Origin of the sequence: Spongiactinospora gelatinilytica (assembly GCF_003236385.1) — a bacterium.
GTDB classification, from domain to species: domain Bacteria; phylum Actinomycetota; class Actinomycetes; order Streptosporangiales; family Streptosporangiaceae; genus Spongiactinospora; species Spongiactinospora gelatinilytica.
On record NZ_POUA01000666.1, the window covers coordinates 1 to 1,929 of the forward strand.

Consider the following 1,929-nt stretch of genomic DNA (forward strand, 5'->3'; position numbering starts at 1 on the left):
CCCGCTGCCCCTCGCAACACCCGGCAGCCGCCCGCCGGCACCCTGCCGCCCGGCGGCAAGCCGATTGCCACCCGCGGCAACAACCACGAGCACAGCGGAACGCGCGGCGGCGGAACGCGGGTTGCCGCGCCCGGCGCGGCGCGCCGCCTCCACGGTGGATCGCCGCCTGGGCGATCGGCATGACGGTGGTGGCGGTCGTGCTGATCGCCGTGGTGGCGACCGGCGCGTTCGCCGCCACCCTTGCTCGTGCCGTTCCGGCGGATCTGGGCGTGGTGTTCACCAACCTGCGGAACTGGCTGATCGGCCTGCTCACCGCCCTGGCCACACTCATGCTGACCATCGGCGGCCTGCGCTACCTGATCGCCGGTGGCGACCCGGGAGAGGTACAGAAGGCCAAGCTGGCACTGCGGGCATCGGCGATCGGGTACGCGCTGGCGCTGCTGGCCCCGCTGCTGGTGTCCGTGCTGCGGCGCGTGGTCGGCGGGTGAGGCACCGATGACCGCTCGCCCCACCACCACGACCACCGGTACCGCCACTGCCACCACCTCCGGTGCCGCTATTGCCGCTGCTGCCGTGCTGACGGCAACCGTCGTACTGATCGCCGCAACGATCGCCATGGCGGCAGCCGCGTCTGCCACTGTGCCTCCGCCACCGGCACCCACCCCCATAGCTGCACCAGGACCGGCACCGACACCGACGCCGCTGCCGCCGCCCGGCGAGGGAGGCGGGTTCGGGATCGGGATCGGTGACCTGATCAACGGGCAGATCAATGCCTGGTTCGCCGGGCTGCTGGCCCTGGCGGTCAAACCCTGCCTGGACATTCTGGCCGTGACCGTGCTGGCCACCCCGGACCTGACCGCCGATCAGCGGATCTTCGACCTGTGGAAGGCGAGTCTGCTGATCGCCGATTCGGGGTTCGTGCTGCTGGCCACCATCGGCGCGATCACCGCGATGGGCCACCAGACCGTGCAGACCCGGTACGCGGTCAAGGAGGTCCTGCCGCGCCTGCTGGCCGCGGTCCTTGCCGCCAACGCCAGTTTCATCCTGTGCGCCAAGGCCGTGGAGCTGGCCAACGCGCTGTCGCGGGCGTTGCTCGGCCAGGACTTCGACGCCCGGCGGGCGGTCGCCACCCTGCGGCTGCTGATCATCACCGGAGGGCAGCAGGCGATCTTCTACATCCTGCTGTCCCTGGTCGCCGCGGTGTTGCTGGTCGTGCTGCTGATCGCCTATGTGATGCGTACCGCGCTGGTGCTGCTCTTGGTGGTCGCCGCGCCGCTGGCGCTGGCCTGCCTGGCCCTGCCCTGGACCAACGGTGCGGCCCGGTTCTGGGGCCGCGCCTTCACCGGCCTGCTCATCATCCAGATCGCCCAATCCCTGACCCTGGTGCTGGCGGTGCGGATCTTCTTCAACCAAGACGGGCGGCTCCTGCTCGGCCTGTTGCCCAGCGGGCAGCTCGTCAATCTGATCGTGGTGCTCTGCCTGCTGATCATCCTGGTCCGCATCCCCCGCTGGGTCGGCCGGCGGATCTTCGCCCAGACCGGTGGGCGGGGGTCGGTGGTCACCCGGATCGTGAAGTACGCGGTGGCCTACAAACTCGCCTCCCCGGTGCTGAACGCGCTGCATCTGGGCAGACGCAGCGGCGGCGGCCATGGCCACAGCAGGACCGGTGGCAGCGGCAGCCGTGTTGCCGCCCGTAGTGCCGCCGTTGCCGCATCCGCCATGGCGGCGGGGCCTGCTGGTGCGGCTGCCGCATCTTCGGCCACCGCCCGCGCCACGCGTGCCACGCGTACCGGAGGTGGCAGGCGGCCCAGTGCTGGCCCGGCCGGACCCTCCGCCGCGCCGTCTCCAACGGTGCGGGGCAGTACCGCGGCGAAGCGGCAGCCGCCATCGCCCTCGCCGCCTCCGCCCCCGCAGCCGCGCTGGTACCCG

Annotated in this window: 3 protein-coding genes; all 3 read left to right on the plus strand. The window is 71.8% G+C overall.

What is annotated here, in order from left to right; genetic code table 11:
- Positions 1-183 (plus strand): hypothetical protein (locus tag C1I98_RS44795; RefSeq protein WP_233508559.1); only part of this gene is annotated, 183 nt, incomplete at its 5' end.
- Entirely contained in the window at positions 180-488 is a 309-nt protein-coding gene (locus C1I98_RS38410) for a hypothetical protein (protein ID WP_111172128.1), read from the plus strand. The genes C1I98_RS44795 and C1I98_RS38410, both read left to right, overlap by 4 nt.
- A gap of 7 nt (positions 489-495) precedes the next feature.
- Positions 496-1,929, plus strand: a 1,434-nt coding sequence (locus C1I98_RS38415) for a TrbL/VirB6 family protein (protein WP_368773561.1), incomplete at its 3' end; no start/stop codon positions are given.

Bases quoted from the DNA above. Each gene is read 5' to 3' on its own strand.
- C1I98_RS38410 (WP_111172128.1), top strand. From the start codon at position 180: ATGACGGTGGTGGCGGTCGTGCTGATCGCCGTGGTGGCGACCGGCGCG.